Here is a 13,336-nt window from a genome sequence, read left to right as displayed (position 1 = left end):
GCGTCAGGCGGCGATTGGCGTTACAGCAGTTCGTCGAGGTCGTTGACCACACTCGTGGCCCCGGCATCGAGCAGGGTCTGCCGGCCGGCGCCGCGGTCGACGCCGATCACCGAGTGGAACTGCCCAGCGTGTCCGGCCTGGACGCCCGAGACGGCGTCTTCCACCACCACGCATTCTTCGCTGGGCAGGCCCAGTAGGTCCGCGGCGTACTGGTACGTGGCCGGACTCGGCTTGCCGGGCAGGCCTTCGGCCGCAGCAACCACGCCGTCAACCACTATTTCGAAGTGCCCGTTCAGGCCGGCGGCCTTCAGGACAGCCGGAGCGTTCCGGGATGAGGAGACGACGGCGACCTTGAGTCCGCGGTCCACCGCGGCTTCCAGGAAGCGCACTGAGCCTTCAAACGGTTCGACGCCGGCGCTGACGATGTCGTTGAAGACCTTATTCTTCCGGTTGCCAAGTCCCTGGACGGTGGCGTTGGCTGCGTCCTGCTGGGTGGCTTCCTGCCCGGCGTCCTCGGTGGAACCTTGACCGGCAGTGCCGTCACTTGGCGCGCCTTCGGGGAGCACGATGCCGCGCGACGCGAGGAAGTCACGGACGCCGTCGAACCTGGGCTTGCCGTCGATGTGATCGAAGTAGTCGTCCTCGCGGTAGCCGGGAACATCCGGACGGGACGCGAGGAAGCCCTCGAAGAGTTCCTTCCACGCCTGTTCGTGGACAGTAGCCGTGGGGGTCAGCACACCGTCGAGGTCGAACAGGATGGCAGAGGCCGTGGTCCAGTTGGTGCTTTGGGTTTTCAGAACGTCAGTCATGCGCGGTGTCCTCTCAGACGGCGGGCAACAGGCGGGATGTCACGGGCGGGTTAGTAGGCGGTACGTAAACAGGCAGATGTAGAGCGAGCAGAAAGTAGAGCGGCAGAAAAGCAGCGTGCCGCAAAGAGGGGCCCGAGCAGGAGCGGGGTGGGGCGGCCACGATGCCGCGGGGTCAGCAGGGGCGGCTAGGGGCCAGGGTGAAAACCGCGGCGGGCCGATGGGCTGCTGTGTAACGTCTTCTTCCATCATGGGCGCCTTGGCACAGCCTGACAACCTGGCGGAACAGGCGCAGCGGCGCAGGGCGCGCAGGAGGCCTGGCACGTGTCATGTGTCCGGCTTCCCTTCTGATGGTTTCAGCGGCCCGCAAAGTAGCAGTCCACCGACGAGTGTAAGTGCTTACAAATTTGGCGCGCAACTGTTTTTTCCCTGGCGTTCGCTCCGCCCACACCGAGGCCGGTATTGTGACGGAATTCTCGTCGGGGACACGCCCGATCAGCCGACGCGCCGTTCAACCAAGCAGACAGTTCAGCCCAGAACGTAGTGGCGCAGAAAGGCGCTGACGTCCACCATCTCCGTCTTGCTCATGGCGTGGCCCATACCGGGATACGTGCGGGCAGTCAGCCGGGTGGTTAGGTTGAGCCATTGCCCGGTGTAGGCCGTGGCGTCCTCATTGATCACCAGGTCCGCCTTGTCCCGCCCCCAGAAGAAGGGAGGCGGGGCGGTGAAGGATTCGGTCAGCGACAGCAGTTCGTTTTCCAGCACAAAACCGGAAAGCCCCACCGTTGCCTTGTAATCCGCGGGATGGAGCCGCAGCAGCGTGCTGGCCATGGCCATTCCCTGCGAGTAACCCAACAGACTCACGCTGCTGTGCTGGCCCCTGACGGAGTTGATCCACGCCTGGACGGTGTTGGTGGCGGTGATGACATCCGCGAAATCGTTGGCCAGGAAGTAGTCCAAGAGGAACCAGCCGTAGTGGTCGCCGATCACCATGGGAGCCCGCAGCGCAACACAAGTAAACTCGGCCGGCAGGTATTCGAACAGCCGCACCATCCGCGACTCATCGGTGCCGTAGCCATGCATCATGACCAGCAGCGGCGTGCCGTCCCGTTCAGCCTCCGGCTTGGACCAAACAACTGTCTCCATCAGATCAGCCTAACGAGCGGCAGGGCCCTGAACAGCCAAGACGCTGATGCGTCCTGGCTGGCCTAATCATTGAATCGCGCCCCGACGGGCTGTAACGTGAGCGTAAGACAGCATGCTTATCAAGTTCGGCACCACAGTTAAGGAGCAAGTCATGAGAATCGGTTCCTCCATCTTCCTTATTGCACTCGGTGCCATCCTGGCCTGGGCCGTCGCCCCAGGACTGATCCCGTTCATAGACCAGGTCATGGTCGGCTACATCCTGATGGCCGTTGGTGTCATCGGGCTGATCGCCTCACTCATCCTGGCCTCGCCGGGCCGCAGCCGCCGGGTCAGCGAAACCCGTTCGGCGGTTGATCCCAACACCGGCGAGCGCATCACCCGCAACGAAAGCCGCGACGGCGGCATCTAGGCTCCTCAACCACCCGGACGCCGGGCCGGACCGCAAAGGTCCGGCCCGGCTTTTCCGTTTCCGCGAGGAGTCCCGGCCCGGCTCACCCCGCCCCGACGGCCTTGAAAGCGAGTTTTTGTCCACTTATTGCGACTTCCGAGCCGTTCAACTCCCAATAAGTGGACAAAAACTCCAGGTGGTTCTGCGTTTTTATGGCTTTCGTTGACAAACCAACATAGACACAGATAAAGTCAAGTAATTCAACATCATGTGATGCCAGTCACTGGACTTCACAGCAGCTGGGATTCAGCACTTTACGCAATGGAGGGTACGTGTTCGCCGAAGAGCGCCAGCAGAAAATTGCCGAGCTAGTAGCCGGCACCGGCCGGGTCAGCGTGACCATGCTGGCGGAGCGCTTCCGCATCACCACCGAAACCGTCCGCCGCGACCTTGCCACCCTTGAAACCACCGGCACTGTACGGCGTGTCCACGGCGGCGCAGTGGCGGCCGACCGCTTCAGCACCACCGAGGAAAGCATCAACGAACGGACCATCCAGCGCCCGGACCAGAAGATGCGCATCGCGCAGGCGGCCCTCGCCCTGATCCCCCAGGCCAAGTCCGGCAGCATCCTGCTCGACGCCGGTTCCACCACCGAAGCGTTGGCCGACCTCCTCTCCCGGCGCGCCGCCGTCGTACCTTCCGCCACCGAATCCGGCGCCGAACTCGTGGTCATCACGCACGCCGTTCCCATTGCAGCGAAACTGTCCAGCGCTCCCGGAATCGCCCTCCAGATCCTGGGCGGCCGGGTGCGGGGCCTCACCCAGGCCGCCGTGGGGCAGTCAACCGTGGAGGCCGCGCACCGGATGCGCCCGGACATCGCCTTCATCGGCACCAACGGCATCCACCCCACCTTTGGCCTCAGCACCCCCGATCCTGAAGAAGCCGCCGTCAAGGCAGCCTTCGTCCATTCGGGCCGCCGCATCGTGGTGCTGGCCGATTCCTCCAAGCTGGACGCAGAAACCCTGGTCCAGTTCGCCTCCCTGAAAGATCTGGACACCTTGATTACAGACAGCGAGCCCAGCCCCGAACTGGCGGCGGCCCTGACCGAGGCCGGCGTTGACGTGGTGATCGCGTGATCGTCACCTTCACTGCCAACCCCAGCCTGGACCGCACCGTCGCCCTGCCCGGGCCGCTGGAACGCGGCGAGGTGCAGCGGGCCGTCTCTGTCAGCCAGGAATCAGGGGGCAAGGGCGTCAATGTGTCCCGCGCCTTGGTCGCCTCCGGACTGGAGACCCTCGCCGTGCTTCCGGGCGCGGAGAGTGATCCCGTGCTCGCCGGGCTGCGCGACGGTGGAGTCCCGTTCGCAGCCCTCCTCATCGGCGAGCCGCTGCGCACCAACGTGGCACTCACCGAACCGGGCGGCGTAACCACCAAGATCAACGAGCCTGGCCCCGTACTGAGCGAGGACCAGCAGGAAGCCCTGATCGGCCTGCTGCTGGAGCGCGCCCGCGGCGCAAGCTGGGTGGTCCTGGCAGGTTCCCTGCCTCCCGGCTTCCCGGCCGACTTCTACGCCACCGTCACCCGGCGGCTGCGCAACGGCGCCGGTTCGGGCACTGGTATCGGAGCCGACGGCGGCGCCCCGCTGATCGCCGTCGACTCCTCCGGCGGACCCCTCGTCGCCGCCGTCTTCGGCACGTCGCCGGATGGCACTTCACAGGACGGTGTGTCCGGGAAACCGGACCTCCTCAAACCCAACGCCGAGGAACTGGCGGAACTGGCTGCTGCAGCCGGCTTCGCCACGGCGTCCACCGCAGACGAACTGGAAGCGGATCCGGCGGCTGCCGCAGCGGCCGCCGCCGCCGTCGTACGTTCCGGTGTGGGTGCTGTGCTGGCAACTCTCGGATCCAAGGGAGCTGTCCTGGTAACGGCCGACGGCGCGTGGCTGGCCACGCATCCGCCGGTCGCCGCGGTCAGTACTGTCGGCGCGGGCGATTCATCGCTGGCTGGCTATCTGCTCGCCCACGGCCGGGGCGCCGCCCCGGCCGATTGCCTCCGTCAGGCGGTGGCACACGGTGCCGCCGCCGCCTCCCTGCCGGGTTCCACTGTCCCGGCAGTCCACCAAACCACCCCGGATGCCGTAACCATCACGGCCCTTCGAAAGGATTGACAGTGACTCAGCTCATTACCACCGAACTGGTCGAGCTCGACCAGAACCTGGGCACCTCGCCCGAGGACGTGATCCGGCACCTGGCCAGCAAAGTAGCTGCCACCGGCCGCGCGTCAGAAGTTGAAGGCCTCTTCGCCGACGCCTTCGCCCGCGAACAGAAGACAGCCACCGGCATCCCCGGCGGCATCGCCATCCCGCACTGCCGCTCTGCCGCGGTCATCGAACCCACGCTGGCCATGGCCCGGCTCAACCCCAAGGTGGACTTCGGCGCCAAGGACGGCCCTGCGGACCTGGTCTTCTTCATCGCCGCCCCCGAGGGCGCGGACCAGGAGCACCTCAAGCTCCTGTCAAAGCTGGCCCGCTCGCTGATCAAGAAGGACTTCACGGGGGCGCTGCGCGCCGCCTCCTCCCGCGAGGAAATCGTGGAACTGGTGGACGGCGCCCTGGCGGACAAGCCGGCAGCCCACGCGGCTCCTGCCGATGCTGCTCCTGCTGCCGGGGCTGGCGCCGCTGGGTCCGCTGGGTCTGCGTCCCGGCCGAAGCGCCTGGTGGCTGTGACCGCGTGCCCCACCGGCATCGCCCACACCTACATGGCCGCCGACTCGCTGGTCGCCGCTGCCCAGGAAATGGGCGTGGACCTGCAGGTGGAAACCCAGGGTTCCTCCGGCGCCAAGCCGCTGGACCCGGCAGTCATTGCCGCCGCTGACGCCGTGATTTTCGCGGTGGACGTGGATGTCCGCGGCAAGGAGCGCTTTGCCGGCAAGCCCGTCATCAACGCGCCCGTCAAGCGCGGCATTGACGAGCCCGCCAAGATGGTCCAGGAAGCTCTCGCTGCCGCTGACAATCCGAATGCGCGCCGCGTCCCCCACTTCGGGGCAGAGGAACAGGCTGAGAACGAGGCCACCGAAAAGGGTGAGCACATCGGCCAGAAGCTGAAGAAGGCGCTGCTGACGGGTGTCAGCTACATGATCCCGTTTGTGGCCGGTGGCGGTCTGCTGATCGCCTTGGGCTTCCTCCTGGGCGGCTACGACATCACGGGCGTCGCTGACAAGGTGGTGGTGGAGAACAACTTCGGCAACCTGCCCGAAGGCGGCCTCGCGATCTACCTCGGCGCGGTCATGTTCAAGATCGGCGCCCTGTCCATGGGCTTCCTGGTGCCCGCACTGGCTGGCTACATCGCCTACGCGATCGCCGACCGTCCCGGCATCGCGCCGGGCTTTGTTGCCGGCGCCGTCGCAGGCTTTATGGGCGCGGGTTTCCTCGGCGGCATCGTCGGCGGCCTGCTGGCCGGCTACATTGCGCACCTGATCGGGACCTGGCAGGTACCGCGCTGGCTGCGCGGCCTGATGCCCGTGGTGATCATCCCGCTGCTGGCCTCCATCTTTGCCTCCGGCCTGATGTTCCTGGTCCTCGGCGGCCCGATCGCCGGACTCACCACCGCACTGAACTCCTGGCTGTCGGGCATGACCGGCGCCTCCGCCGTCGTCCTCGGAATCATCCTTGGCCTCATGATGTGCTTCGACCTCGGCGGCCCGGTCAACAAGGTTGCCTACGCGTTCGCTGTTGCAGGCCTGAGTGCCGGCAGCGCCACCAACCAGGCACCGTGGCAGATCATGGCAACCGTCATGGCTGCCGGCATGGTCCCGCCGCTGGCGATGGCCCTGGCCACCGTCCTGGACAAGAAGCTCTTCAGCCTGGCTGAGCGTGAAAACGGCAAGGCGGCCTGGCTGCTGGGCGCCTCCTTCATCTCCGAAGGCGCCATCCCATTCGCCGCGGCCGATCCGCTGCGCGTCATCCCCGCCAGCATGGTGGGCGGCGCCCTCACCGGCGCTCTCTGCATGGCCACCGGCGTCACCTCGCAGGCACCCCACGGCGGTATCTTCGTGTTCTTCGCCATCGGCAACCTGGTGATGTTCGTCGTCGCCATCCTGGCCGGAACCGTGGTCAGCGCGCTGGCCGTGATCGCCCTCAAGCGTTGGGCAGCCGCCAAGCCCGCTGCTACCGTGGAGCCCGTTCCCGTAACGGTCTGACCCGGCCTTACCCACAACGATTCACGGCGCTGACCCAACGGGCGCCGAAAGACAAAAGGAGCAAAAATGCCAGAACGCGCCGCAACCGTCGCCAGCCGAGTAGGCCTGCACGCCCGCCCCGCCGCCATCTTTGCCGAGGCCGTCGGCGAGTTCGACCTGGACATCACCATCGCCCGCGCAGATGAGCCGGCCGATGAGGCAATGGACGCCGCGAGCATCCTGTCCCTCATGAGCCTTGGTGCCTCGCACGGCGACGTTGTGGTGCTCCGCGCCGAAGGTACCGGCGCGGACGACGCCCTGGAGCGCCTGGTCCGGATCCTGGAAACGGATCACGACGCCGAGTAAACAGCTTGACGCCAGCGGCCGCCGTCGCGCCTGTTCCCCTCTTGGGAAAGGTACGACGGCGGCCGTTGGCTTTAAGCGGCCCCACCCAAGTAGGTAGCAGTACGTGTCGTTATGGACGCTCATAACGACACTTACTACTACCCAGTTGGGCTGCTTAGCCGCGTTCGGCAATCTCCTTGACGTCCGCCACGAGCATGTCCCACATGCCCTGGGAGTGCTCCGCCGCGTCTTCGTTAGCGTTGTTGTCCTGCGAGAGCGTGAGCGTTGTTGCACCATCCTTGTCCTCGAGGGTCCAAGTGAGCGTGTGGTAATTTTCCGGCTTGTCCTCTTCACCGCCGAGCGGGCTGAAGTGCGTGTGGACCAGCTTGCGGCCGGGCTCTACCTCGAGGATCTCGCCCTTATCTTCGTAGGGTTTGCCCTCCCACTCGCCACGCCAGGCGATGGGCCCGCCCTCCGTCCAGTCGGTCACCAGGTCCGCGCCGAACATAAATTCCTTCACAGCGGCCGGATCGGTGATGATCTTCCAGACGCGGTCCGCCGGAGCATCAATGGTGATGGTGGATGTGGCCACAAGGTTCCCGGGCATTACCGGGCCTCCTTGGCGGTCAAGAGCAGATATTCCCATTCCATTTGCCATACGGCATCACCGTGGGCCTCGCCAAACGAATCGGCCAGTTCGGTAAGCGCTTTGTCCAGGGCCTGGGCCTTGTCCTGGTCGTCGCCGATGAACTTGTACACCGAGATGGTGGGACCGTAGTGGGACTTGAAGTACCGCAGGAAGTCCTCCGGCTGGTGGAAACTGCGGATGGCCAACGTGCGCTTTTTTGCCTGGATACCGGTGATCCTGTCGCCGAAGAGTTCCCGCACGTGGTCTTCGCTGCCCCACAGCGGCGGCGGCTGGGCGCCAGGCGGTGGCGGCGGGGCGAACGGTTTCATGGCCGCAAACATTTGCCCGATGAACCCCTCAGGCGTCCAACTGAGCAGGCCGATGGTGCCGCCGGGCTTGCACACCCGGACGATTTCGTCGGCCCCCGCCTGGTGGTGTTGTGCGAACATCACGCCTAGACAGGACGTGACCACGTCAAATGCGTCGTCCTCGAACGGCAGCGCCTCGGCGTCTGCTTCCACCCATTCAAGCCCGGCCCCGCGATCGGCAGCCTGCCGGCGTCCGGCGTCGAACAACTCCGGGGTGAGGTCGCTGGCCACCACATGGGCACCCATCATGGCCGCAGGGATGGCCGCGTTACCGGCGCCCGCAGCCACGTCCAAAACGTGCTGCTTCGGCTTGATTCCGCAGGCATCAACCAGGATGGCCCCGAGATCCTGCACTAATTCGCTGGCCAGTGCCGGGTAATCCCCCGATGCCCACATAGCCCGGTGCTTTTGCTTCAATGCCCGGTCTGCCTCGTCTTCTTCCGCTTTGTCATTCATGGTGGCGCCCCTCTCCTTTGACAGGCTTTTCCCTTGACAGGCTTCGAGTGACAGCACGCTGTTGCACAGGGCTGTAATGCGACCCATTGTGGCCGCAGCGGCACGGGCTGTAAAGCGTCTGGAGCTACGGGCTCCCCACGGAAGCAAGCAACCTTAGTGCTTCCTTGTGTTTCCAGAGTCCCGGAATTAGCGTGGAAACCTGACCAGCCAATACGGTGCGACGGCGTCCAGGATTTCTACAGGCACAATCACCGGTGATTGAGCCTGTCCGAGATCCCGGTCCCGGTTGAAGGAGGACGACATGCCCGGCAAGACGAACCCGAGCCTGAAAGATCCTGAACTCTACGAGGAACTGCGCGAGGACGGTGCGTCCAAGCAGAAGGCCGCCCGTATCTCGAACGCGGCCGCCACGAAGGGCCGCTCCGCGGTGGGCCGCAAGGGCGGGAAGTCCGGCGACTACGACGATTGGACCGTCCCGCAACTGAAGGCCAAAGCGAAGGAAATAGGCCTCACCGGCTACTCCGCGAAGAAAAAGAGCGAGCTTATCTCCGCCCTGCGGAACTCCTAGGCGGCGGCCATCTGCCTCAACGCAAAGTGTTCCCGGACCGAGGGTTCCCGGACCGCCCGCTCGCGGGCGGACTGCTCGCGGACAGCCTCAAGCACCCTTTCGCGCGGGCGTGGTGACGGCCTTCGCCGCAGGCTTCGAAGCGGCGGACTTAGCGGCGGTAGATTTTGCAGCGGTGGACTTAGTCGCCGTGGACTTGCTGACGGCAGTGGATGTGGCGGCGGTCTTGGTTCCGGAGGACTTCGCCGCAGCCGTCTTGGTTCCCGCGGCCTTTCCGCCGGCTTTGGCGGGAGCCTTCCCGCCGGAACCGTCGGCACCTTCTTCCGTGTCGGCGTCGTCCGCGTCCCCGGAGCCCGCATCCTCAGAGCCCGCATCCTCAGAGCCCGCATCCTCAGAGGCGGCAGGCTTCCCGCCGCCGCGCTTCCGTTCCAGGCTGCGCTTCAGCGCCTCCATCAGGTCGATGACCTCGCCGTTGCCGCCCTCACCCGCTTCTGCGCCGAACGTTTCGTCGGTATCGAGCGAATCGCCCTTCTCCAGCTTGGCCTCGATGAGCTTTCGGAGCTGCACCTGGTAGTCATCGGTGAAGCGCTCGGGTTCAAAATCGGCGGCCATCGACTCCACCAGGGCCGCAGACATTTCGCGTTCCTGGGCCGAAATCCGGATGGACGTGTCCAGCGCAGGGAAGCTGGCCTCCCGGACCTCGTCGGGCCACAGCAGGGACTGCAGCACCAGTACGTCCTCCTTGATGCGCAGCGCCCCCAGCCGCGTCTTCTCGCGCAGGGCGAATTGGACGATGGCCACACGGTCCGTATCCTCAAGCGCCCGGCGCAGCAGGACGTAGGCCTTGGGCGACTTGGAATCCGGCTCCAGGTAATAGCTCTTCTCGAACATCATGGGTTCCAGCTGCTCCGACGGGACAAACTGGACCACCTCGATCTCGTGGCTGTTCTCCGCCGGGATGGATTTGAGTTCATCCTTGGACAGGACCACCGTCCGGCCGTCGTCCTCAAACGCCTTGTCAATGTCCGAATAGTCGATGATCTTGCTGCACACCTCGCAGCGGCGCTGGTACCGGATCCGGCCGCCGTCGGCATTGTGAACCTGGTGGAGACTGATGTCGTGGTCCTCGGTGGCGCTGTAGACCTTCACGGGCACGTTGACCAGTCCAAACGCGATGGCACCTTTCCAGATGGCTCTCATCCCTCAAGTGAACATCACCCGCGGCCGGAGGTGAAGACCCATGGCCGGCCCTAAGGAACGCGTCAGGGTGGCGGGGCGGGAACTGACCCTCACCAACCTGGACAAAATCATCTACCCGGAGACAGGCACCACCAAGGCCGACGTCCTGGCCTACTACGCCGCCGTGGCCCATGTCCTGATTCCCGCGGCGGCCAACCGGCCCGCCACCCGCAAGCGGTGGGTCAACGGTGTGGGCACCGCCGGGCAGCCCGGCGAGGTGTTCTTCCAGAAGAACCTGGAGGATTCAGCGCCCGGCTGGCTCCCCCGCGCCGCCATCAAGCACAAGGACCGGACCATCTACTACCCGATGGTGAACGATCCCGCCACGCTCACCTGGTTCGGCCAGATCAATTCGCTGGAAATCCACGTCCCCCAGTGGCAAGTGGACTCCCACGGCAAGCAGCTGCACCCGGACCGCCTGGTGCTGGACCTCGATCCCGGCGACGGTGCCGGGCTGGAGGAATGCGCCGAGGTTGCCAGGCTGGCACGCGCCATCCTGCAGGACGTGGGCCTGGAACCTGTGCCGGTGACCAGCGGCAGCAAGGGCATCCACCTTTACGCCGGCCTTGACGGGACGCAGACCTCCGATCAGATCTCGGATTTTGCCCACGAACTGGCCCGCGCACTGGAAGCGGACCACCCGGATCTCGCCGTCAGCGACATGAAAAAGACACTGCGCAAAGGCAAGGTGCTGGTGGACTGGAGCCAGAACAGCGCCGCCAAAACCACCATCGTGCCGTACTCCCTGCGCGGCCGCCTCACCCCCACGGTGGCTGCCCCGCGGACCTGGCAGGAGATCGGTTCCCCCAAACTGCAGCACCTCGACTACAAAACCGTGCTGCGCCGGGTCAAGGCGGGCAAGGACCCGTTCGCCGCCGTCGGCCGCGGTGCCGGGCACCCTGGGGACACGGGGAACCCTAGTGCCAAGCCGGACGACGGCGGCGCGCACGCCCGCCTGGAGCGGTACCGTTCGATGCGGGACCCGGACGCGACGCCGGAGCCGTTCTCCGGCGCCTCAGGGACCGGGGATACCTTTGTGATCCAGGAGCACCACGCGAGCAGGCTGCACTTCGACTTCCGGCTGGAGCACGAGGGCGTGCTGGTGTCGTGGGCCCTGCCGAAGGGCGTCCCGGAATCCGGCGAGAAGTACCATCTGGCGGTCCAGACCGAGGACCACCCCCTGGACTATGCCTCTTTTGAGGGCACCATTCCCAAAGGCCAATACGGCGCCGGCGAAGTCACTATCTGGGACCACGGCACGTATGAACTGGAGAAATGGATCAACGGCCGGGAGGTCATCGCCACGTTGACCGGCGCTGCGGGCGGCGGTCTGGGCGGCACCAGGAAGTTCGCCCTCATCCACACCGGCCGGGGGCAGGGCGGAGACGGCGAAGGGCAATGGCTCATCCACCTCATGGACAAGGACCACCACACCTTTCATCCGCGGAGGGCTCCGGTGGAGGAGGATTCGGAGGGTGACCCTGCGGAAGCTTCGGCGGAGATCGACACTTCCGGGAATGAGCCTGCCGCGGACGATTCCCCGGCCCCGGCCGCGTCTTCCCCGCTTCGTGCTGAAGATTTCAGTCCTATGATGGCAACGTCCGGCACCGCCGCCGACCTTCACGGCAGCGACTGGCAGTTCGAGCTGAAGTGGGACGGGGTGCGTGCCCTGCTGGTCGCGGACGAAAAGAAGGTCCGGATCTTCAGCCGCAACGGCATCGACGTCACCGCAACCTACACGGAGCTGACGGACCGGACCTGCTGGCCGGAGGGGCCGTTCGTCGCCGACGGTGAGATCATCGCCGTCGGGCCTTCCGGGAAACCTGACTTCGGGCTGCTCCAGGGACGCATGAAACTGACCCGGCCCGGCGACGTCGCGAGGGCCCGTGCAACAATACCGGTCCGGCTGATGCTTTTTGACCTCCTGTCCGACGGCGGCGAGGACCTTCGCCGGCTGCCTTTCGCGAAGCGGCGTCAGCGGCTGGAGGAGTTCCATCACCCGTCGGAGTGTCCCGTGGAGCTGTCCGCCGTCCTGGACGAGAGGATCGAGCACATCCTGGAGAGCGCACAGGAGCTGGGCCTCGAAGGCGTGATGGCCAAACGGACCGACAGCCGCTACGTCAGCGGGCAACGGACCCGGACATGGATCAAGATCAAGCTGCAACAGACCCAGGAAGTCGTGGTGGGTGGTTGGCGGCCGGGCAAAGGCGGGCGGCAGAGTTCGGTGGGTTCGCTGCTGGTGGGTATCCCCGACGGCAACAAGCTGCGCTATGTGGGTCGCGTGGGCACCGGGTTCAGCATGCGCGAACTGGAGGAACTCCGGCAGAAAGTGGACGATCTGGCGCGCAAGACGTCACCGTTCGACGACGTTCCCAGCGAGGATGCCGCGGACGCCCATTGGGTGATTCCCCGGATGGTCGGCGAGGTGACTTTCGGGGAATGGACGGGCAGCGGCAAGCTCAGGCATCCGGTGTGGCGGGGCTGGCGGCTGGACAAGAACGCTGACGAAGTGGTGCCGGAGGCGTAGCACCTCCACGACGCCCAAATTTTCCCTGCGACACACAAAAAACCTGGCGACGCCCGAATACGGGTGTCGCCAGGTCTTTTGTGTGTCGTCAGGTCAGCTGCGCGTCGCCAACGTGGGTGGACCTAGGACGAGTGCGGCATCTGCGGGCGGCCGGTGCGGTGCACTGCCGTGACTGCAGCTTCCTGGCCCGTGCGGCCGTGGTCTGTACCCTGCTCTTTGGGGTGGCGGCGCTTGCCGTTGCCGTCCGGCCAGTGCTGCTCGCCGGCCATCGCCGTGGTCACCGCAATGGTGGCCGGTCCCGGCATGGACTGTGTTTCCATGCCTGCCGCGAGATGGTCCGCGACCTCCGGTTCGATTTTTGATCCAGCATGTTTTTCAGCCATTTTTCTTCCTTCCGCAATGAAATGAAGTGGTTACCCATAGGTAGGTCTGGCGTGCTGTCCGGGCGCTGGAATTACCAGCGGACCTTCTTTTCGGCAGGGCCCTGCTTGCCGCTGGCGTGCGTGGGCTTGTGGCTCTTGCCGACGCTCTGCAGGCCGGCGTCGCCGCCCCGGGATTTGCTGGCAAGCATGGCCCGCTGCGCTTCGGTCAGCCCGGCCCGGATGCCCTTGGCATCGGCGTCGTCCTGCGCGGATTCGGGCTGGCTGGGAGTGTTGTCTTCAGTCATTTGGTGGAACCTTTCTGAGGAGAAT

At 65.5% G+C, this 13,336-nt stretch carries 14 protein-coding genes; 7 read left to right on the top strand and 7 right to left on the bottom strand.

From position 1 onward, the window contains the following. Nucleotides 1–20: 20 nt before the first annotated feature. Together ACQCSW_RS02855 and ACQCSW_RS02850 are read right to left on the bottom strand one after the other, a co-directional pair. Nucleotides 21–809, bottom strand: coding sequence for an HAD family hydrolase (locus ACQCSW_RS02855; RefSeq protein WP_426989411.1), 789 nt, complete (start codon nt 807–809; stop codon nt 21–23). 525 nt (nt 810–1,334) lie between these two features. Then, nucleotides 1,335–1,952 carry an alpha/beta hydrolase gene (locus tag ACQCSW_RS02850; protein ID WP_426989410.1) on the bottom strand — a complete coding sequence of 206 codons (618 nt, stop codon included), beginning with the start codon at nt 1,950–1,952 and terminating at the stop codon, nt 1,335–1,337. Between the two features lie 151 nt (nt 1,953–2,103). On the opposite strand from ACQCSW_RS02850, the gene ACQCSW_RS02845 reads away from it, so the two are divergent. From ACQCSW_RS02845 to ACQCSW_RS02825, 5 genes are all read left to right on the top strand, one after another. Further along, nucleotides 2,104–2,361 (top strand): DUF6458 family protein, encoded by a 258-nt coding sequence (locus ACQCSW_RS02845; protein WP_426989409.1) that lies wholly within the window; start codon nt 2,104–2,106, stop codon nt 2,359–2,361. 311 nt (nt 2,362–2,672) lie between these two features. Next, the gene (locus ACQCSW_RS02840; protein WP_426989408.1) at nt 2,673–3,476 is read left to right on the top strand and encodes a DeoR/GlpR family DNA-binding transcription regulator; all 804 of its coding nucleotides are present in this window, start codon (nt 2,673–2,675) and stop codon (nt 3,474–3,476) included. Continuing rightward, nucleotides 3,473–4,507 carry a 1-phosphofructokinase family hexose kinase gene (locus ACQCSW_RS02835; RefSeq protein ID WP_426989407.1) on the top strand — a complete coding sequence of 345 codons (1,035 nt, stop codon included), beginning with the start codon at nt 3,473–3,475 and terminating at the stop codon, nt 4,505–4,507. The genes ACQCSW_RS02840 and ACQCSW_RS02835 overlap by 4 nt, the downstream gene beginning before the upstream one ends. 2 nt (nt 4,508–4,509) lie before the next feature. After that, nucleotides 4,510–6,537 (top strand): PTS fructose transporter subunit IIABC, encoded by a 2,028-nt coding sequence (locus ACQCSW_RS02830; RefSeq protein ID WP_426989406.1) that lies wholly within the window; start codon nt 4,510–4,512, stop codon nt 6,535–6,537. A gap of 66 nt (nt 6,538–6,603) precedes the next feature. Continuing rightward, nucleotides 6,604–6,882, top strand: coding sequence for an HPr family phosphocarrier protein (locus ACQCSW_RS02825; protein WP_426989405.1), 279 nt, complete (start codon nt 6,604–6,606; stop codon nt 6,880–6,882). Between the two features lie 154 nt (nt 6,883–7,036). On the opposite strand, the gene ACQCSW_RS02820 is transcribed toward ACQCSW_RS02825, so the two are convergent. Together ACQCSW_RS02820 and ACQCSW_RS02815 are read right to left on the bottom strand one after the other, a co-directional pair. After that, a complete protein-coding gene (locus ACQCSW_RS02820) occupies nt 7,037–7,468 on the bottom strand; it encodes an SRPBCC domain-containing protein (protein WP_354250020.1) in 432 nt (143 codons plus the stop codon). Next, on the bottom strand, nt 7,468–8,313 hold the full coding sequence (locus ACQCSW_RS02815) for a class I SAM-dependent methyltransferase (protein WP_354250021.1): 846 nt from the start codon (nt 8,311–8,313) through the stop codon (nt 7,468–7,470). Before ACQCSW_RS02815 ends, ACQCSW_RS02820 begins: the two co-directional genes overlap by 1 nt. Before the next feature lie 301 nt (nt 8,314–8,614). On the opposite strand from ACQCSW_RS02815, the gene ACQCSW_RS02810 reads away from it, so the two are divergent. Beyond that, nucleotides 8,615–8,881, top strand: coding sequence for a DUF7218 family protein (locus ACQCSW_RS02810; protein ID WP_426989404.1), 267 nt, complete (start codon nt 8,615–8,617; stop codon nt 8,879–8,881). Nucleotides 8,882–8,968: 87 nt separating this feature from the next. On the opposite strand, the gene ACQCSW_RS02805 is transcribed toward ACQCSW_RS02810, so the two are convergent. After that, on the bottom strand, nt 8,969–10,078 hold the full coding sequence (locus ACQCSW_RS02805; protein ID WP_426989403.1) for a Ku protein: 1,110 nt from the start codon (nt 10,076–10,078) through the stop codon (nt 8,969–8,971). Nucleotides 10,079–10,118: 40 nt separating this feature from the next. Here ACQCSW_RS02805 and ACQCSW_RS02800 point away from each other — a divergent pair, with 40 nt between their 5' ends. Continuing rightward, on the top strand, nt 10,119–12,644 hold the full coding sequence (locus ACQCSW_RS02800) for an ATP-dependent DNA ligase (RefSeq protein ID WP_426989402.1): 2,526 nt from the start codon (nt 10,119–10,121) through the stop codon (nt 12,642–12,644). 122 nt (nt 12,645–12,766) lie between these two features. Here ACQCSW_RS02800 and ACQCSW_RS02795 read toward each other — a convergent pair whose 3' ends face one another. Further along, on the bottom strand, nt 12,767–13,027 hold the full coding sequence (locus tag ACQCSW_RS02795) for a hypothetical protein (RefSeq protein WP_426989401.1): 261 nt from the start codon (nt 13,025–13,027) through the stop codon (nt 12,767–12,769). Nucleotides 13,028–13,098: 71 nt separating this feature from the next. Next, nucleotides 13,099–13,311 carry a hypothetical protein gene (locus ACQCSW_RS02790; protein WP_354250026.1) on the bottom strand — a complete coding sequence of 71 codons (213 nt, stop codon included), beginning with the start codon at nt 13,309–13,311 and terminating at the stop codon, nt 13,099–13,101. Nucleotides 13,312–13,336: the final 25 nt, after the last annotated feature.

Origin of the sequence: Pseudarthrobacter sp. Y6, from assembly GCF_050156205.1 — a bacterium.
In the GTDB taxonomy this organism is placed as follows: Bacteria; Actinomycetota; Actinomycetes; order Actinomycetales; family Micrococcaceae; genus Arthrobacter.
The sequence above is the reverse complement of the archived record's forward strand: the minus strand, read 5'-3'. Positions and strand labels throughout refer to the sequence as shown.

What these genes read in the sequence shown, in the direction of transcription:
- ACQCSW_RS02795 (WP_426989401.1), bottom strand. Translation starts at nt 13,027, where the DNA reads ATGGCTGAAAAACATGCTGGATCAAAAATCGAACCGGAGGTCGCGGAC.
- ACQCSW_RS02855 (WP_426989411.1), bottom strand. Translation starts at nt 809, where the DNA reads ATGACTGACGTTCTGAAAACCCAAAGCACCAACTGGACCACGGCCTCT.
- ACQCSW_RS02790 (WP_354250026.1), bottom strand. Translation starts at nt 13,311, where the DNA reads ATGACTGAAGACAACACTCCCAGCCAGCCCGAATCCGCGCAGGACGAC.
- ACQCSW_RS02805 (WP_426989403.1), bottom strand. Translation starts at nt 10,078, where the DNA reads ATGAGAGCCATCTGGAAAGGTGCCATCGCGTTTGGACTGGTCAACGTG.
- ACQCSW_RS02850 (WP_426989410.1), bottom strand. Translation starts at nt 1,952, where the DNA reads ATGGAGACAGTTGTTTGGTCCAAGCCGGAGGCTGAACGGGACGGCACG.
- ACQCSW_RS02800 (WP_426989402.1), top strand. Translation starts at nt 10,119, where the DNA reads ATGGCCGGCCCTAAGGAACGCGTCAGGGTGGCGGGGCGGGAACTGACC.
- ACQCSW_RS02815 (WP_354250021.1), bottom strand. Translation starts at nt 8,313, where the DNA reads ATGAATGACAAAGCGGAAGAAGACGAGGCAGACCGGGCATTGAAGCAA.
- ACQCSW_RS02810 (WP_426989404.1), top strand. Translation starts at nt 8,615, where the DNA reads ATGCCCGGCAAGACGAACCCGAGCCTGAAAGATCCTGAACTCTACGAG.
- ACQCSW_RS02820 (WP_354250020.1), bottom strand. Translation starts at nt 7,468, where the DNA reads ATGCCCGGGAACCTTGTGGCCACATCCACCATCACCATTGATGCTCCG.
- ACQCSW_RS02845 (WP_426989409.1), top strand. Translation starts at nt 2,104, where the DNA reads ATGAGAATCGGTTCCTCCATCTTCCTTATTGCACTCGGTGCCATCCTG.
- ACQCSW_RS02825 (WP_426989405.1), top strand. Translation starts at nt 6,604, where the DNA reads ATGCCAGAACGCGCCGCAACCGTCGCCAGCCGAGTAGGCCTGCACGCC.